This window comes from Acidobacteriota bacterium (genome assembly GCA_034211275.1).
Taxonomy (GTDB): Bacteria; Acidobacteriota; Thermoanaerobaculia; order Multivoradales; family JAHZIX01; genus JAGQSE01.
Genome location: JAXHTF010000012.1, coordinates 54,552 through 72,433 on the forward strand (window position 1 = coordinate 54,552; position 17,882 = coordinate 72,433).

Sequence of the window (17,882 nt, forward strand, 5' to 3'; positions counted from 1 at the left end):
AATGGCTAGCTCAGGAATCGCGGCTCGGGCGACTGCCGCTCGCACGTCTCTCCGCCGCCTGCTCGTTTCCCGCCGGGCCTGGGTGCTCCTCGCGCTGCTGCCCCTGGCCGGGATGCTGGCGGCGGGGATGGGCTTTCTGGTGCTGGATTGGCTCTTCCCCTTCCCCCTGGAGCGCCTGGAGCGCCTGGAGCGGCCGGCGGCGACGGTGGTGGAGGACCGCCGCGGGGAGCCGCTGCGCATGTTCTTGGCGGCGGACCAGCGCTGGCGGCTGCCGGTGACCTACGACCAGATGCCGGAGGAGCTGCGGCGGGCCATCGTCGCCTCCGAGGACCAGCGCTTCTTCCGCCATCCCGGAGTCGATCCCCTGGCGGTGCTGCGGGCGACGGTGCACAATCTGCGCGCCCGACGGGTGGTCTCCGGTGCCTCCACCCTCACCATGCAGATCGCCCGCATGACCGACCCGGCGCCCCGCACCCTCGTCGCCAAGGCTCGGGAGGCCTTCCGAGCGCTGCAGCTGGAACGCCAATTTTCCAAGCGCGAGCTGCTGGAGATCTACCTCAACCTGGCGCCCTATGGTGGCAATCTGGAGGGTGTTGGGGCCGCTGCGCGCTTCTACTTCGGCAAGCCGGTGGAGCAGCTGGCGCTAGGGGAGATCGGCCTGTTGGTGGCGCTGCCCCGATCCCCCACCCTCTACGATCCGGTGCAGCATCCGGAGGCGGCGCTGGCGGTGCGGGACAAGGTGCTGCGTCAGCTGCGCGACCGCGGCGCCTTCACCGACCAGCAGGTGCGGGAGGCGATGCGGGTACCGGTGCCCCGGCGCCGGTTGCCGGCTCCCTTCGAGGCTCCCCACTTCGCCCGCCGGGTGGTGGAGGAGGCTGGGGCATCCCGGTCGGGCCAGGGCGGTGCCCCCCGCATCCGCACCTCCCTGGAGCTGGAGCTCCAGCAGGTGGCGGAGGAGAATGTCGAGGCTTATGTCCGACGGCTGCGCTCCCAAGGCATCGGCAACGCGGCGGCGGTGGTGGTGGAGAATTCCAGCCACCGCGTACGAGGGTGGGTGGGCTCCGGCGGCTTCGAGGAGTCGGAGTATTCGGGCCAGGTGGACGGTGTCGTCGCTCGCCGCTCTCCCGGCTCGACCCTCAAGCCCTTCCTCTACGGCCTGGCCTTCGACGACGGCCGGGTGGTTCCGGCTTCCTATCTGCTGGACGTGCCGACGGATTTCGCTGGCTATGTGGCGGAAAACTACGACGGTCTCTACCGCGGCCGGGTGGAGGCCCAGCAGGCGCTGGTGCACAGTCTCAATGCTCCGGCGGTGCGGCTCCTGGCGCGGGTCGGGTTGGGAGAGTTCTTCGACCTCCTGCAGCGCGGCGGCGCCCGGTCTCTGGATCGGCCGGCGTATCGCTATGGTCTGCCGTTGATCCTGGGCTCCGGGGAGCTGACGCTCTTGGAGCTGGCTCAGCTCTATTCCTCCCTGGCCAACGGCGGGGAGGCTCTCCCCGTCACCTGGGCGCCGGACGAGGGTGGTGCGTCGGGGATCCCAGAGCGGCTGCTGTCCGAGGAGGCGGCGTGGCTGCTGACGGAGACCCTGCTGCAGGTGGAACGGCCGGATCTGCCCCGAGCCTGGAGCCTGTCCCGGTCGGCGTCGGCGGTGGCGTGGAAGACCGGTACCTCCTACGGTCATCGCGACGCCTGGGCGGTGGGTTATTCGCGGCGTTTCACCATCGCCGTGTGGGTGGGCAATTTCGACGGCAGCCCGCGCCACGGCATCTCCGGCTCGGAGCACGCGGCGCCGCTCCTCTTCGACCTCTTCCGCGCCCTCGATCCCGGCGGCCCGGGGCCTGCCGAGCCGGCCCTGCTGCGGCTCGGCGAGCTGGAGGTCTGCGCCCTATCCCACCTGCGCCCCGGCCCCCACTGCCCGCGCACGGTGCAGGTGACGGCGCTGCCGGGAAAGACCCGCCTACCCCTCTGCGACCACCACCGCCGCGCCCTGGCGGACGCTGACACCGGCGAGCTGCTGGACGGCACCTGTCTCGCCGACCGTCAGCGTACCTGGCTGGAGTACACCGCCTACCCCGCGGAGCTGGTGGCCTGGTGGCGCTCCCGCGGCCAGGAGGTCGCCCAGACTCCGACCTTCGCCGAAGGCTGTGCCGGCGCCGCCGGCGACCGTGGCCCGCGCATTCTCTCCCCCGACCCCGCCACCCCCTACCGCCTGCGTCCGGAAGCTCCGCTTCGCGACCAGCGCCTCCCCCTGGTGGCCCGCGCCCAGGCCGAGGTGCGCCGCCTGTACTGGTACCAAGACGGCCTTCTCATCGGCTCCACCACCCCCGAAGACCGCCTGATGCTCGACCCCCACCCCGGCCACCACCGTCTGGTGGTGACCGACGACCGGGGGCGCAGCTCGGGGGTGACCTATCGGGTGGAGTGAGGCCTGGGGCGGAGGCTCAGACGTCAGGAAAGAGGGAAGGCCTGCTCCAGCCCCATATCGTCGCTCTTCCCGACGCCGCGGGCGTCAGAATCGATAGGCCAACTGGAGCGCGATTTGGCGACCGGGATCGACAAATTTGTAGTTCGGCGTCGGACCGATATCTCCCGCTTGACCGACTCCGGTGGTCGAGTCGCCGAGACTCGACGTCAGCTTGTCGGTCAAATTCTTGCCGATGAGCGTCACCGTCCACCCGCTATCGAGCCAGTCGAGGTGAATCGCCGCGTTGATCTTGCCGTACGCTTCTTGGGTGTCCAGTGGATCGTTGGTCAGTTTGAAGTGGACATCGTCGATCCAGTAATAGAACAGGTCGTAACCCAACTCCAATCCCCCGACGATCGGTATCTCACCGCCGCTCAGCCGCGCGTTGAACTGCCACTCGGGAGCGTACGGCAGCGGCGTGCCGGCGAGGTCTTGGACTCGGGTCACGGTGCCGTCCGAAAAGGTCGTGGCGACGCAGCCGAGGGCTTCAGTTTGGCCGGCGTAGCACGGGCCGTTGGGGAAGTCGTCGTATTCAGACTCCGTCCAGGCCATCGAGGTCGAGAGGCTCGTGCGGTCGCCGAGCCGAAAGACCAGATCGACTTCGACGCCGGTGGAGTTTGCTTGCGCCGCGTTGTTGACGTTCTGGATCAGCGTGACAGCGTCGAAGCCGGAGACCTGAATGTCTTCGAAATCGGTTGACCAAAGGGCCCAGTTCAGCTGTGTGCGACCGTCGGCGAAGGTCCGTTTGCCGCCAAGCTCGAGATGGGTCGTGCTCTCGGAGTCGTATTCGACCAGGTCGCGGGTCAGTGCCGCCTGGGGCACGTAATTCGGGAATTGGAAACCTCCGCTCTTGAACCCCTCAGCGTAGGTCGCGTACAGCATGCCCCCCTCCGGATTGAGCCAGCGCAAGGTGACGTTGGGGCTCAAGTCGTCCTCTGATCGATCGAAGAAGCCGGAGCTGGTGAAACGCGCCGGTCCGCAGGGAAAATCGATGGGAATGCCGACGCCGTCGAGCTCGTCGGTGACGTTCGGGCAGTCGACCTGATTGCCGGCGACTTCCAGAGCGTACGGGGTCAGCACCGTGGCGTTGGAGTCCGTCGCCCGCTCCTCTTCGGTGTAGCGCCCACCGACGGTCAGCGTCAGCTCGTCGGAGAGGTACCAATCGACCTGCGCGAAGAGTGCCAGAGATTCAGTGTCGAGAGTCGACCAAGCATGGCGCTGCAGGCCGCGAAAATCCGGATTGGTCGTGCCGCCGGTGCACAGGCCGAAGGGCCCGCGGCAGAACATGAACGACTGGATGAAGTCGTTGGTCTGGTCGCTGTAGTAGAGGCCTGCGAGGTAATCGAAGCGTTCGCCGCCGAAGGACGTGATCCGCAGCTCGTGCGACGTTTGCTGCCAGTCGTCGCGTACGAAGATGTGGGTCCACTCGAGGTCGCTGTGGTCCGAATCCCAGTCGTCCAGCGAGTCGTATTGGGCGACGTTGCCGAGGTAGCTGAAGTAGAACTTGTCGAAGAATTTGTTCAGCGTCAGGCCGACCATGGAGTATTCGGTGTCGTGGCGCTCGGGGCTGGGCTCGCCGTTGATCCGGAAGACCACGTCCTTGACGCCATTGAATAAACAGTCTTCGGAAGTATCGAGAGGATTGGGAGACGTGGCATCGCCCACGCAGTTGTAGATCTCTCGGCCACGGCCGTTGCGCTGCAGGTCGCCGACCTGGACCATGAGCTCGGCTTGCAGCGTCTCACCGATCTGCCAGTCGAAGAGACCGCGCGCCGTGAAGTCATCACGCTCCTGGTCGTTGCGGCCGGTGCCGAGGTTTTGCACCCATCCTTCACGATCCTCGAAGCGTACGGCGAAGCGTGATTTGAACGCATCGGAAAAAGGCACGTCGAACGCCGACTCGACGGCGAGGCCCTCGCCGTCCTCGAAGTCGTAGGTCGTGGTCAGGTGGCCGCCGAAGGAAGGCCCCGGCTTGCGGGTGGTGATATTGATCGCTCCGACACTGTTGTTTTTGCCGATCAGCGCGCCCTGGGGCCCTTTGAGAATCTCGACTTGCTCAACATCGAGGAACATGGTCCGGCCGAAACGGCTTCGGCCAAAATAATAGCCGTTGACCACCTGGCCGACGGCTTCTTCGAAGCCTAGGTTGGATCCCGTCGTACCGAGGCCGCGGACGATGAAGCGATCGAAGCTGTTGACGTCTTCGCTGTGGATGAAGTTGGTCGCGCTGAGAGACAGCTCCGATAGGCCGGAGATGTTGGATTCTTGCATCATCTCGCCGTCGAGATAGGTGATGGCGATGGGGACCTCGGCGAGTGCCTCTTCCCGCTTGCGGGCGGTGACGGTGATCTCGTCGGTGATCGTCTCCTCGCTAGCGAGGTCGGCTTCCTCCTGCTCACCCGCGCCGTCTTGCCCCGAGGGTTCCATGGCCGACTGCTCCACGGTCGGCGCTCGCGTCGGATCGTCCTGAGCGACCGCGGCAACCGGCGAACCGGCCAGCAGGCCGAGGAACACGACGATCAAAGCGAAGCGGTTGGCGGGAAAGGTGACTGTCGTTTCATGCATCGGCGGCGGCCTTAGTTGTTCTGAGTAATATCGTTTCAGCAGAGGCAAGTCTTGAGAGAGGCAGGCTCCGAGAGGGGCTCAGTACGGTTCACCATCTTCTCATCGACGATGCTTCATCGCGCCACTCATTTCGTGCTGGGCTGCTAGCCCGTCGTTGCCTTGGACATGGTCTTCAACCTTTTCCCGCGATCAAGGATTCCCCTCTACAAGATCCTCCACCTCCTTCGCCCAGCATTTCGATCCGAAGGAAGTACCACTACCTGCGCCGCCAAGGCGAGGCAAGGCAAGGCGGAGGCCGGTCGCTCGATCGGCGGTAGAGTCAGGCTCATGTCTGTCCAACGGCGTCTGTTACTTGCCTGCCTTGGAGCAGCGCTGGCTCTGCTGCTGGGGATCGTGTGGCTATTCAGCGGATCGCGGGTCCCCTGCGAGGAGCTCGTAGACACTGACGGCTCTAGCCTTTTGTCCTGCGAATTCGAGGTCGCCGCATCTCCTGAGACCGTGTGGCAGGCGTTGACCCGTACCGACGTGCCCAATCCTCACTATTTCGATGCCGTGTTGCAGGCCGAGATGCGGCCGGGCGGGCGCTGGCGCTTCATCACCGACGACCACGAGCGACTACTCGCCGAGGGCGAGATCCTGAGGCTCGAGCCGCCCAGACGCTTTCAGCAGACCTTCCGCGCCGCCGACCTCGACGATGCGCCGAGCCGGATCACGGTAGAGATCGAGGCGACGGCCAGAGGGAGCCGGGTGACCCTGACGCACGACCAATTCGTGGGTGAGACGATGACCTATCGCCGTTTTCGGCGCGCCCACCCGCTGGCCCTCTCTGCCCTCGCGTCGCTACTCGAAGACGGGCGGCTACCGATCCGCGCCCGCATCTACACGTTCATCTTCAAGCCGGGGATGAAGAGCGTTTCCGCCCGTGCCGAACCGTGGCACGAAGAACCGTGACGGAGAGCTTCCGCGCCGCTGCCTCGGAAACGGTCCTCCACCGACGAACCCGATTTCGACAGGAAATGGAGAATTCATGACCTCGAATGGAGAATCTAGACGGAAACGTCCTATCCGTGATCGGGTCCGGACCGGGGTGGCGAAAGGTTTCCCCGGGCCGGATCACTCCTGGTTGATGCCCGGCCGAGGGGTCGTGTCCCGCCGAAAACTGACTCTTGAAATGAGGTGTTCTGGATGTTGACCTTCCAAGGCACGGTCGACGACCGTGGAAATGTGCCCGCCCTGCCGGTCTCTCTCAATCTGGTGGCGACCCTGATCGGCAACGGCGTGACCAGCGTCGCCCTCTCCGGCGACGTGGAGACGGAGGCCGGCGGTACGTTCGAGCTCACCCTCCCCGTGCCCCAGGACGAGCTCGATCCGTTCGGCGACTCGGTCGACCTGGTACTGGTGATCACGCCCTATGTGCCCGGGGCGACGTTCAGTCTGCTGATCCTCGACGTGGTCGCCGGCGCCGGCCAGCCGCTACGCCAGGCGATCAACCAGCGGATCGACGATCTGGCGGTGACCGTGGACCTCTCCGGCCTGTCGGCGGTTGCGCTGACGGTCACCCTGTTCGATGACCGCGTCACCGAGAGGTTCTTCGACGACGTCGTCTCCCTCCAGTGCGAGCTGCGGCGCCATCTCCTCGACCCGGTGTCCGCGTCGCTCCCCCTGGCGCCGCAGGCCTGGGAGACTCGGCGCACGAGCCCCGCCTACCGGGTCGGCGACCAGTACCTGGCCCAGCTCCTGGTCACCAGCGACGACCTGGACCACCACCACTTCCTGCGTTACCGGAGCGACGGGGAGGCGGCCCTCGGCGAGGTGGCGGTCCGGCTGCGGGAGCTCGCGACCGGCGGCCTCTTGGACGAGCGCTCCTCGGTGGTGATGCGGCTCGACGAGCGGGTGGGGGTAGGGACGATCTCGTCCGGCCTGCCGGATCGGGAATTCCGCTTCCCGGTGGTCCTGATGGACATGGACCTGGACTTCGTGGTCGACGGGGGCCAGGGCCAGCTCCGGGTACGCTGCGACGTGGGGATCGGCACCGGCGCCAACCTGGTGCTGTTCGGTGCCGGCAGCGTCGACGCCTTCGTCTCGCTGGCGCCGAAGAACCACGAGGGGGGTCCGTTCGACCTCCTCGAGCTGGAGGAGCTGTTCGAGATCACGGTGGATTCGGTGGACCACGAGATGACCCCGAACACCGATCTCGACGATCTTCCCTTCTGGGTCTACCTCGCGCTGCTGCCCTTCCTCCCCGGCTTCACAGTGAGCCAGATGACCCAGGCCGCGGTGACGGCCGCCATCGAGGCGATCGTCGAGGCGGAGTTGCCCGGGATCGTGGTGGCCGCCATCGAGGCGGAGCTCGCCGACGCGGTGGTCTCCGCCCTGGACGACCGGATCGAGGAGGAGGCGAGCGCCGCCGGGCTCGACACCGACGCCGCCCAGAGAGCGGACCTGATGGAGAGCCTCCGCTTCTGGTTCGAGATGGAGCGGGTGGAGATCGACGCGGACGACGTCCGGGTGCTTGGCTGGGCGGGGGGCGCCGGCTTCGTGTCGGACGCCATCCTGGGTGGAACCTGCGCTGTCCGGAGCGGGGCCGCCGCCAGCGACAACGAGGAGAACGACGGACCGTCCCGGATGCGGGCGGAGCGCGAATTCCGGCCCTACGCCGACACCTTCGAGGGGTACCACCTCCAGGGCTGGCTCGACGCCTGGCGGAGCTTCCAGGAGGAGCTCTCCGCCACCGCCCGGAAGAACCCGAAGCTCTATCTCCGGGCGGCCCGGATCGCCGCTCGCCACCGGGAGCTGCTGGCGGCGCCTCGGGAGGCGAGGCTGTCCCAAGAGGGCGCCCGGGAGATCGTCGGCTTCGTCGAGGAGGTTCGGGAGGCGGTCCAGGGCGAGGAGCTCCGGGCCGTGCTAGACGAGGTCGGGGCGGTCTTCGAGAAGGGCGGCGGCCTGACCGTTGCGGAGCTGGCCAAGCGCGCCGCGGAGGCGCGCCCCGCTCCCGGCCGGTCCCACGGACTGTCGCCAGCCCGCTTCGGCAAGGCGGCCATCGGCGAGCGCCGGCGGATCGTGCGGCTCGCGGACGACGGCGAGGTCGACGTGGGCCGGGTGGTGAAGGCCGATCCCAAGGCGAAGGAGCCGTCGAGCGAGGAGGCTCGAGCGAAGCGCCGGGAGCGCCGCCGGCGCCGGTGAGCCTGTGCGCTCGCTTGCCGGGGATCCGGGCTGCTCAGGCGGAGTCCGGCTCCCCGCTCGCGTCGTCCAGGAACCGTTCGAGGGCCTGCCAGACCTCGGCGTAGCCCAGGAGGTCGTTGTGGCCGGCCTCGGGAATCCCCAGCCAGGTGGTCGGCGCGCCCGTCTCCGCCGGGTAGCCCTGGCGTAGCGCCTCGGTCACCCGCCGCCCCTGCTCCGCCGGGATGATCGTGTCCCGCTCGCCGTGGATGACCAGCGTCGGCACGCCGTGCCGGGCGATCATCCGGGCCGCTTCCAGGTTGTCGTAGCGCTCCTTCACCGCCCAGGTGACCAGGAACCGTGGGAAGTGGGTCGCCGCCACCTCCGCCAGCGTGCTCCAGGGGCTGAGCGCGGCGACGCCGACCACCTCGTCGGGGCGGCGGGCCGCCGCTCCCAGAGCCGCCGCGGCCCCCAGCGACCAGCCCACCAGCACCACCGGCCGCTCCGGGTGGTTCTCCCGGGCCCAGTCGATCCCGGCGCCGGCGGAGGCGATCACCCCCTCCTCGTTGGTCCGGCCGCCGCTCCGGCCGTAGCCCGGGTAGTCGATCACCAGGGTGACCACCTCCATCCGGCGAAGCCGGTCGAAGAGGCCGGAGCGCCGCATCGTCTCCAGGTTCTCGCCGTTGCCGTGGAGGAAGACCGCCACCGGGCGGCCGGTGGCCAGGTTGGCCGGCTCCAGGCTCCAGGCATACACCTGACTTCCCGTGGCGAGGGATAGCCGCTCCTCGCCCAGATCTCCACCCGGAGGCGAGGGCACCGCCACCGGGGGTGAGGGGTAGAGCATGCTGCGGGCGAAGGAAGCGAGCATCAGGAAGGCCAGCACCGCCAGGGCGGCGAAGATCGCGATCAGCCGAAGGCGGCGCATGGGGAATCCAAGCTTATGACCATTCTGTATGTCCTACAAGGCATGCAAGGGGGAGCGGAAGGGGTGAGGGCTTGCCTCCAAACAATCGTCAGACCCTCAATTCTTGCACCAGATGGAGCTTTCTGCCTCCGAGCTACCGGACGAGCCTATCCGGCCGAGAAGTCTCAGGTCAGTCTCCGTCCCACTCCCACAACGCCCGGATCGGCACCGCATGGATCCGTTCTCCGCAGGGCAGAACTTCGCTGCCGCCGTAGAGCAGGATGCCGCGGTGGAAGCGGTCGCCGAGGGCTTCGGCGAGGCTTTTGAGGCCGTGGAGGTCCCGGCGGCCCCAGCTGGAGGCGGTTTTGACCTCGATACCCACCACCAGGCCGCCGGGACCTTCGAGGAGAAGGTCGACTTCCTGTCTCGAGGCGGTGCGGTAGTGAAAGAGCTTGGTGGGGATGTGGTTCCAACCCCGCTGCTTGCGCAGCTCGCCGGCGACGAAGCTCTCGATGAGGCTCCCGGCTCGCTTCTGCAGGCTTGCCGGTGTGCTGCCGGGAGTGAAGGGAACCATGCCGTTGAGGTGGGCGATGAGCCCGGAGTCGCAGAGGTCGATCTTGGGAGTCTTGCTGAGGCGCTTGCCCAGGTTGGCGCTCCAGGGGGGGAGCAGCTGGACCAGGTAGGTCATCTCCAACAAGGTCAGGTAGCGGTGGAGGGTCGCATAGGCCAGGCCGGTGGAGCGGGAGAGCTCGGCGCGATTGAGCAGGCTCGAAGAGCGGCTGGCGAGCAGATCGAGCAGCCGAGGCAGGTCCGCCAACCCTTCGATGTTGGCAAGGTCCCGGACATCGCGTTGGAGAATGGTGGTGATGTAGGCGGCGAACCAGGCGTTGCGGCGACGAGGGTCCTGGCGAGCAACGGCCTCCGGGAAGCCACCAATGAGGGCCCGCTGGAGGATGGTGGCGAAGGACGAGTCAGCCTTCTCCGGTGCCGGGGGCAATGGGGGAAGGGAGTCGCCGAAGATCGCGTCGATGAAGCGTTCTTCGCGATCCGCAAGCTCTCCTTGGGACAGGGGCCAGAGAGTCACGACCTCCATTCTTCCCGCCAGCGACTCGGAGATGGTGGGGAGGGTCAGGACTCGCGCCGAGCCGGTGAGCAGGAAGCGTCCCGGCCGCCGATCCTCGTCCACCGCGACCTTGATGGCGGAGAGGAGATCGGGAGCCTTTTGGATCTCGTCGAGCACCACCAGACCTTCGGGCCGTGCGATGAACTCCTTGGGCGCCTGGGTGGCGGAGGCGTAGGTGGCGGCGTCGTCGAGAGTTCGGTAACTGCCGCCGAGGCTACGGACGAGCTCCTTGGCCAGCGTGGTCTTGCCGGTCTGCCGGGCTCCTTGGAGCAGTACCACCGGGGTATCGGCGAGAGCTGCACGCAGGTAATCTTCGATATTTCTCCGGTACATGGATAGATTCTATCCACTCACTGGATAAATTGCACAGCTGGGCGCCGGCAACGGCCCTGGCTTCCCAGGGCCCCTGCCTGCCCAGGATCCCTGCCTGCCCCGGAGGTCAGATCACCCGCGCCACCGCCGGGATTCGGCGCAGGGTGGCGGAGAGGCCGAGGGAGAGTAGAGTGGCTCCCACGATGACCAGGGTGCCCTTGACCGCCCCCGGCAGCGAGAGGTCGAGGAGGGCGAGCTGGAGCCAGCTGACGCAGAAGTAGTGCGCGAGGTAGACCCCATAGGCGTTGGAACCGAAGAAGGTGAGGGCGCGGCTGCGGGACGGTGACCAGCGAAGAAAGATGGCCAGGCAGGCCAGGCAGCTGCAGGCGCAGCAGAGCACGAAGGTGAAGTTGCCGAAGGCCGCGAGCAGCGGGCTGGGGCCACCCTGGGGAAGGCTCGCCATCACCGCCAAGAAGACCGCGACGGCCAAGATGAACGAGGTGATGGCGGCGAAGAACCACCGCAGCGGGTGTTGGGCGAGCTTGCCGTCGGTGGCCAGCAGGCCACGGCCGATGCCGCAGGCTCCGAGGCCGACTCCGGCGAAGAAGTAGACCGCGTAGTGGAGCGCGCGGCTGCTCTGAATCCAGAAGGGTCCGAGATGGCCCCAGAACTGCGGGGAGAAGTAGGCTGCCAGGGGCAGGTAGGCGAGGCCGGAGACGACCACCAAAGCCCCCAGGTAGGCCAGGGGCCGACGGGCCAAACGCTCCGTCACGCGGCCCAGGGCCTCACCCCAGCCAGGAATGCTTACCAGCAAGGTTGCCGCGATCGCATTGAACACGAGCAGCACCCACAGGAACCAGGCGGGCCCGGAGGGCCAGAGTCCCAGGGCGAGCCATTGGCTCCAGAACGCGCCCAGCCCCGGATCAGCGCCGGTGACCAGGTAGGTCGGATAGTAGGCCAGGGGTGCCAGGACCGCGGCGGAGACGGCGAAGGGTAGGCCGAGGCGGAGAGCCCGGGATCGCAGGAAGCCGGCGGAGCCCTTGCGCATCAGGCTCGACCAGGCGAAGACCCCGGAGAGAAGGAAGAAGATCGACATCAAGAAGATGTCGTTCCATCCCACCAGGAGGTCGATGCCGGGCCAGCGATGACCGTCGACGATGGGGAAGGCGGTCCACATCAGGGAGTCCGCGGTGAAGGAATCCTGCGGCGGGGGGGCGTAGGGATGGTAGGCGAGCACCGCGTGATGCACCACCACCAAGAACACCAGGAAGCTGCGCAGGGCGTCCAGCGGCACGTTGCGGGCCTGGCTGGGGGCGATGAGGCCGGGGCTGGGATCCGGGGTCATGAAGGTGTCCTTTCTACGTCAACGGGAAGAGGAAATCCGGGCTGCATGGGCATAGCTCGAGCGGGGAACCGTGGACAACCCACGTTCCGACGCAAGATGAGCCAAGCCGGTGCAAGCCGGCGAGGTCGTGTACGAGGAGAGTCGCTTACAGGAAGTCGGTCTTGCGGGCCTGGAGCACGAAGGTCGAGCCGAGAATCAGGCCGATCACCGCAAGCTCCCCCACTAGCACCAGGATCTCCGTAGAGCTCCAGGCTGCACTCTGCCCTTCGAGGCGCTCGGCGATTCCAGGGAGGTGGGCAACGGTGTAGAGGAACGCGTGGAAGAAAAGGTTGGAGAAGATCATGGCTCCGACGGTCCAGGCGATGGATTCGCTGACCAAGGCGGTTCCGAGGATCAAGCAGGAGCCAGCGAAAATCTCGACCAGCAAGAGGGTCGCGAAGGGAATCAGGCCGTTGGGCATGCCTTCTCGGCTCGCGATGACGGTGGCGGTGCAGGCCAGCAGCGTCAGCCAGGGGAAGAGGAAGAGGAGCAGATTCGACAGCAGCTTGGCGGCGGTGTATTCGGTGATGGAGATCGGCAGGCTCATCACGAAGGTGAGGGTCTGCTGCTTGCGTTCCTCGACCACGGTGGAGAAGGGAAGATGGATGCCGAGACCAATGAGCACCGTCACGAAGAGAACGAAGCCGGCGTAGAAACCAACCTCTCCACCCCAGGCCACCAGCGCCAAGGAAACGGCGCCGCCGCCGATGTAGGCCAACAGGACGCGTCGATGGAAGTACCAATCCGTGAGCATCAGGCGTCGGATCATCTTGAATTTCATGGCCCTGGGAGTCCAATCCTCGGTTACCGGACTGGTGGGTTCGAGGGGTCCGGCTTGGGAGCCGGCCTGGTAGCCGGATTGGGGGTCTACTGCTGCTGGGTTTCGGGTGCTCACGCTGCCAACTCCTTTCGTCTGCTCTGGACGGTGGCGACGAAGATCTCTTCAAGGCTCAGGTTCTCCACCGCGTGCACGATGACTCCGGCCTCCTGGTAGGCGGCCACCGTCGAGGCGTCGTAGTGCCGAGTGGTGACCACGGTGAGCCGGCCGCTGGTCTTTCGGCTCACCGTGCCGTCCAGGGTCGGTAGCTCCTTGCCGTCGGGCACCTCCAGCCGCAGGCGGCGCCAGCGGTCGAGGAAGGTCTCCTTGTCGCCGCGGTCGATGATGCGCCCGCGGTCGAGGAAGGTGATTTGGTCCGAGATCTGCTCGACGTCGTGGGTGTTCTGGGAAGAGAAGAGGATCGTTCGCCGATCGTCGGTGAGGGCTTCCATCAGGGCGCCCAGGACATCGTGCCGAGCGATGGGATCGAGGCCGGAGGTGGGTTCGTCGAGCACCAGGAGCCGGGGCCGGCGGGCGAAGGCCAGCACCAGGGCGGCTTTGGTGCGTTGACCATGAGAAAAGCCTCGAACCTTCTGGTCGAGGCGCAGCTCGAAGCGCCGGGCAAGCTCTTCCGCGTAGACCTGGTCCCAGCGCGGATAGATCGAGCCCATGAGATCCAGGTGCCAGCCCAGCGTGGCGGCCTTGTAGAGGCTCATATCTTCCGAGACGAAGCCCACCTCCTGCTTGACGGCGATCTGCTGGGCCGGCATCGGCAGGCCGAGGACCTGGACCGAGCCGCGGTCCTGGCGCACCAGCCCCATAAGGATGCGGATGGTCGTCGACTTGCCGGCGCCGTTGGCTCCGATGAGGCCGGTGATGCTGCCCTGGGGCAGCTCGAGGTCGAGATCCTGGAGGGAGAAGTGGGAGTAGTCCTTTCCCACCCCTTGGCAGCGGACAGCGAGTTCCGTCATGAGCGCTCCTTGGCCAGATTCTTGGAGATTTGGTGCATGCGTTCGGCCAGGTCCTTCGGGCTCAGGCCGAGCAAGGAAGCGAGGCGAGCCGCTTCCGTCAGGTGCTCGTCCAGCTCTTGCTCACAGAGCTGGGAGCCGAGTTGAGGCTCCGGCGCTACCATCGAGCCCTTGCCTTGTTGAGTCACGATCACGCCCTCCCGTTCGAGCTCCAGATAGGCGCGCTTGATGGTGATGACGCTGACTTGAAGGGACACGGCCAGCTGGCGAATCGAAGGCAACGGCTCGCCGGGAGCCCAATCCCCCACGGCGACCCGCTGCTTGATCTGCTCCATGATCTGCAGATACATCGGGCGGCCGTCGGTCTGGGAGATCACCAGGCTGCTGTGCATGTCCATATACTGAGTATACACAGTCGATGTTGGCTGTCAACGAGGAAGATGGCTGTCGTGGCCCAGGGAGGTACCGGCCGGCGGTGGAGAGGGCCCGGGTGGAGGGAGAATCAGGTCGATCCTGCGCCATTTCCCTTCGCGGACATGGTTTCCGGATCTCGTCGACCTAGCATCTCGGTATATCTTCAGGCCATGAATTTCCCACGGTCTGTGGGGTGGCGGGTGCGGGGTTGGGTTTTTGTTGTGTTGATGTCGGTGGTCGGAGGAGGTTGGGAAGCGCCGGTCCAGGCGGCGGAGGATGGGCCGGATCTCGTGTTCAGCGGTCTCTCCACCGACGATGGACTGTCCCAGAGCTCGGTCTTCGCTCTCGCCGAAGACCGCCAGGGCTTCCTGTGGTTGGGTACCGAGGACGGCCTCAACCGCTGGGATGGCGGGGGCTTTCGGGTTTTCCGCGGCGGCGGCCGGGAGGATCCGGAGGCGCTTCATGGGCGCTTCGTGCGGGCCATCGTCGAGGATTCGGCGGGCTTCCTATGGCTGGGCACGGAGGGCGGTGGGCTGGCGCGCTTCGACCCCCGCACCGAGACCTTCCGCAACTTCCATCCCGTCGAAGGCGACCCCGAGAGCCTGAGCGAGGATCTGGTCCTGGCTCTCACCCTGGACAGCCGCGGCGATTTGTGGATCGGCACCCGCAGTCGGGGCATCCAGCGCCTGCGGCGGGCCGCCGAGGTCGGGGAGCGGGCGGTCTTCGAGAGCTTCGAGGCGGAACCCGGGGATTCCTGCGGGCTCGGCGCTCGAGATGTCTACCGTATTCTGGAGGATCGCCGCCGGCGCCTGTGGGTGGCCACGGGGAAGGGTCTTTTTCGCTGGGTGGAGGAGGCGAGCTGCTTTGAAGCGCTGGGGGGCGGAGGGCTGGCGGGCCAGCGGCTCACCTCGGTGATGGAGGATCGGCGGGGGGATCTTTGGGTCTCCGCCCGCGGCGGCCTCTACCGCCTCGATGGGGAGCGCTTGGTGATCACCGAATCCTTCCTCGAAGGGGAGGTGGTGGAGGCGGTCCTGGAGGACCGAGACGGGGTGCTGTGGGTGGGCACCGAGGCCGGTGGGTTGGTGCGGTGGTCGCCGACCAGCGGTCGCATCATCCGCTACCGTAGCCGCGCCTTCGATTCCGGAAGTCTGGCCACGGACGTGGTCCGGAGCCTCCACGAGGATCGCTCGGGGACGTTGTGGGTGGGGCTGGAGCAGGGCGGGGTGGCCTACCTGCCACGGCTGCGGCGGCATTTCCACAGCTGGCGCAGCCTGCGCACCGGTGATGGATTGGAGCAGCTCAAGAGCGTGTTCGCGCTGGAGGTCACCGGCGACGGCACGATCTGGATCGGCACCCGCGAGCGCGGCCTCTTCGCCCTCGATGCCGACACCGGCGGAGCCCGCCATTGGGGCGCCGGGGCTGGCCAGCCGGACGCCCTCGATTCGAGCCGCATTTCCGCCCTGGCGTCGGATGGTGACGACGGACTGCTGGTGGGCACCGTCGAGGGCGGCGTCTATCGATTGCATCGAGGAGCCCGCCGCATGGCACGCCTCGGCGGCGAGCCCGGCCGCAGCGTTCGGGCGCTGGTGCCGGACGGTACCGGAGGGCTGTGGTTCGCCACCTGGCGGGGCGGTTTGCGCCACCTCGACGCGGCGGGTACCGAGCGGGTCTTCCGCCATGATCCCGAGGATGCTTCATCCCTTAGCGACGACGTGGTCCTGGCCCTGGAGCCCGAGTGGGCTGGGGCCGGTGCGGGCAGTGGAGGGCAGGCCCGGGGGACTGTGGCGGCGCTGTGGGCGGGGACCTGGAACGGAGGCCTGGTGCGTTTCGATGTCGCCACCGGCCGAGCCCGCAGCTGGCGCCACGATGCCGAGGATCCATCGTCACTGTCCAGCGACCGGGTCGCCGCGGTGCTGCGGGACCGCCGGGGACGGGTTTGGGTGGGCAGTGCCGAGGGTCTGGATCGGCTGAGCGCCGACGGGGAGCGATTCGAGACCGTGGAGCCCTTTCGCGGCATGGCGGTCTTCGGTCTGTTGGAGGACGGGGCGGGGCATCTGTGGGCGAGCAGCGGCCGGGGCCTGTGGCATTACGACCCGGAGAGCGGCGAGGTGCGGCAATACCGCGCGCGGCATGGATTGCAGGGGGACGAGTACAACCTGGGGGCCACGGCGCGGGGATTGAACGGCGAGCTGCTCTTCGGCGGTGTCGGGGGCTTCGACATCTTTCGCCCCCACCCGAGAGGCTCCGGAGGGATCGGGGCCCCCTTCTTCCCTCAGGAGCCGCCGCCGGTGGTGCTGACGGGGCTGAGCACCGGCGCCCGTACCTTCGGTGCCGGCGAGCTTCAGCAGCGGATGACGGCGGGGGAGGTGCTCGAGTTGGAGCCCGAGGAGCGAACCCTCTCCGTGACCTTTGCCGCCCTCAGCTTCGCCGATCCCGACCACCAGCGCTTCACCTATCGCCTGGTAGATGGGGGGCGCCGGGGCCACTTCAAGCTCTCGGCAGAAGAGGGTGGGGGCTGGGTCGATGCCGGCAATCAGCGCCAGGCCCGCTTTGCCCGCCTCGAGCCGGGACGCCACCGCCTGGAGGTGCGGGCTGCCAGCGGCGCCGGCGTCTGGAACCGCCAGGGAGCTCAGCTGGAGTTCTATGCCCGGCCGTCCTTTTGGGAGCGGGTTACGGTGCAAATCAGCGCCGGGGTCCTCTTGCTGGCGTTCTTGGTGACGGGGATCACCGCCATCTTCCGGCGTCGGCTGCAGCGGGCGGAGCGAGAGCGAGAAGAGGCCATCGAGGTGCGCCGCCGGTTGCTGGCGGCCCGGGAGCAGGAGCGCCTGCGGCTGGCTCAGGATCTCCACGACGGCCCTCTGCAAGAGCTCCATGCCCTCCAGCTGGCCGCCAGCCGCGGTACCGCGGCCCTCGGTTCCTTGCGGCAGGATCTGGGCGGATTGGTGACCGAGCTGCGGACGGTGTGTACCCGCCTGCGTTCTCCGGTTCTGCAGCTCTTCGGTCTCGAGGCGGCGATCCGGGACCACGCCGCCGAGCTGCAGCGGGAGCATCCGGAGGTGGATATTCACTTAGATCTTCGCCTGGGGCCTCCGAAGTCGGGGGACGATCTCGATGAGGAACGGCGGCTGGCGCTGTTCCGGGTGTTTCGCGAGGCGGTGCAGAATGCGCTGCGCCACGGCGGGGCGAGCACGGTGCGAGTGGGGCTGGAGGCGGTGGATGACCCTGTCGCAGGGGCCGCGGTGGCACTGACGGTGGAGGATGACGGCCGGGGCTTCCAGGTTCCGCGGCGATGGATCGAGCTGGCCCGCCGGGGGCATTTGGGGATCCTGGGAATGGATGAGCGGGTGGACGCCCTGGGCGGCCGGCTGGAAGTGTGGGCGCAGCCCGGTGAGGGCACCCGGGTGACGGCGATCATGCCCCGGCGGGACCGCCGTTTCAGGGCGGCACGAGGAGCGAGGAGGAGCCATGGTGGATAGGAAGGGTGCTCGAGGAGCGGAGAAGGCGCGGCGGCGAGGGGCGGGCGCTACCATTGGGGGCACAGCCGGTGGGGGCACAGCCGGTGGGAGTGCTGCCGACGTGGAGGTCCTGCTGGTGGAGGATCACCCGGTCTTCCGCAAGGGCCTGCGGGGAGCCCTGGAAGCGGAGGCGGATCTGCGGGTGGTGGCGGAGGCGGAGGATGGGGAGACGGCGCTGGAGCTGGCTCGCACCCTCCGGCCGGCGGTGGCGGTGGTCGATCTGCAGCTGCCGGGAATGCATGGCATCGAGGTGGTGCGGC

General features: G+C 67.4%; 12 protein-coding genes. 5 read left to right on the top strand and 7 right to left on the bottom strand.

The features are described from left to right. The first annotated feature begins 1 nt into the window (after position 1). A complete protein-coding gene (pbpC, locus tag SX243_04195) occupies positions 2-2,422 on the top strand; it encodes a penicillin-binding protein 1C (protein MDY7092154.1) in 2,421 nt (806 codons plus the stop codon). A gap of 84 nt (positions 2,423-2,506) precedes the next feature. Here pbpC and SX243_04200 read toward each other — a convergent pair whose 3' ends face one another. Continuing rightward, the gene (locus tag SX243_04200; GenBank protein ID MDY7092155.1) at positions 2,507-5,026 is read right to left on the bottom strand and encodes a TonB-dependent receptor; all 2,520 of its coding nucleotides are present in this window, start codon (positions 5,024-5,026) and stop codon (positions 2,507-2,509) included. Between the two features lie 327 nt (positions 5,027-5,353). Between SX243_04200 and SX243_04205 the strand changes: the two genes are divergently transcribed. Beyond that, on the top strand, positions 5,354-5,977 hold the full coding sequence (locus tag SX243_04205) for an SRPBCC domain-containing protein (GenBank protein MDY7092156.1): 624 nt from the start codon (positions 5,354-5,356) through the stop codon (positions 5,975-5,977). 234 nt (positions 5,978-6,211) lie between these two features. Next, positions 6,212-8,209, top strand: coding sequence for a hypothetical protein (locus SX243_04210; protein ID MDY7092157.1), 1,998 nt, complete (start codon positions 6,212-6,214; stop codon positions 8,207-8,209). 34 nt (positions 8,210-8,243) lie between these two features. On the opposite strand, the gene SX243_04215 is transcribed toward SX243_04210, so the two are convergent. The 6 genes from SX243_04215 to SX243_04240 all read right to left on the bottom strand — a co-directional run bounded on the left by SX243_04215 (position 8,244) and on the right by SX243_04240 (position 14,085). After that, entirely contained in the window at positions 8,244-9,110 is an 867-nt protein-coding gene (locus tag SX243_04215; GenBank protein MDY7092158.1) for an alpha/beta fold hydrolase, read from the bottom strand. Positions 9,111-9,279: 169 nt separating this feature from the next. Continuing rightward, positions 9,280-10,545, bottom strand: coding sequence for an ATP-binding protein (locus SX243_04220; GenBank protein ID MDY7092159.1), 1,266 nt, complete (start codon positions 10,543-10,545; stop codon positions 9,280-9,282). 106 nt (positions 10,546-10,651) lie between these two features. Further along, complete coding sequence (locus SX243_04225; protein ID MDY7092160.1) at positions 10,652-11,869, bottom strand: acyltransferase; 1,218 nt, start codon at positions 11,867-11,869, stop codon at positions 10,652-10,654. A gap of 145 nt (positions 11,870-12,014) precedes the next feature. Continuing rightward, a complete protein-coding gene (locus SX243_04230; protein MDY7092161.1) occupies positions 12,015-12,803 on the bottom strand; it encodes a hypothetical protein in 789 nt (262 codons plus the stop codon). Continuing rightward, positions 12,800-13,696: an ABC transporter ATP-binding protein gene (locus tag SX243_04235; protein ID MDY7092162.1), complete on the bottom strand. Its 897-nt coding sequence runs from the start codon at positions 13,694-13,696 to the stop codon at positions 12,800-12,802. The genes SX243_04230 and SX243_04235 overlap by 4 nt, the downstream gene beginning before the upstream one ends. Further along, positions 13,693-14,085, bottom strand: coding sequence for a GntR family transcriptional regulator (locus SX243_04240; protein ID MDY7092163.1), 393 nt, complete (start codon positions 14,083-14,085; stop codon positions 13,693-13,695). Before SX243_04240 ends, SX243_04235 begins: the two co-directional genes overlap by 4 nt. Before the next feature lie 192 nt (positions 14,086-14,277). Here SX243_04240 and SX243_04245 point away from each other — a divergent pair, with 192 nt between their 5' ends. Together SX243_04245 and SX243_04250 are read left to right on the top strand one after the other, a co-directional pair. Continuing rightward, the gene (locus SX243_04245; protein MDY7092164.1) at positions 14,278-17,583 is read left to right on the top strand and encodes a two-component regulator propeller domain-containing protein; all 3,306 of its coding nucleotides are present in this window, start codon (positions 14,278-14,280) and stop codon (positions 17,581-17,583) included. Beyond that, the coding region (locus SX243_04250) for a response regulator transcription factor (protein MDY7092165.1) at positions 17,573-17,882 on the top strand (310 nt) is incomplete at its 3' end. The genes SX243_04245 and SX243_04250, both read left to right, overlap by 11 nt.